Here is a 309-nt window from a genome sequence, read left to right as displayed (position 1 = left end):
GTTATGGTCTGCGGAGATCAAGGGGCGCGCTGTTTTCGAGAGCATGAAGCCCGACGCCCGGGTATGTGATGTCGCACGGCGTTATGGTGTGAAGGCCCAGCAGTTGACGAGGTGGCGCAGATTGGCGCGTGCTGGCCGGCTCGCATTGGTCACGGACGACGCGGCGGATTTCGTGTCGATCGAGCTGAGCGATCCAGCGGCGTCAGGCAAGAGCGAGGGGCCCGTCGAGATTACGATTGGCAAGGTTTCGGTCCGCCTGGATGCGGACGTGTCGGCGGTGCGGATCGCGGAGATCGTGACTGCGATCGA

At 63.4% G+C, this 309-nt stretch carries 1 protein-coding gene; it reads left to right on the top strand.

What is annotated here, in order from left to right; translation table 11 throughout:
- Window positions 1-43: 43 nt before the first annotated feature.
- Window positions 44-309 (top strand): transposase (locus tag QJT78_RS52455; RefSeq protein ID WP_281460979.1); only part of this gene is annotated, 266 nt, incomplete at its 3' end.

The sequence above is a fragment of the Bradyrhizobium sp. Mp27 genome (assembly GCF_029953005.1).
Classification (GTDB): domain Bacteria; phylum Pseudomonadota; class Alphaproteobacteria; order Rhizobiales; family Xanthobacteraceae; genus Bradyrhizobium; species Bradyrhizobium barranii.
Note: the sequence above shows the minus strand (reverse complement) of the source record. Positions and strands in the feature narration are given on the sequence as shown.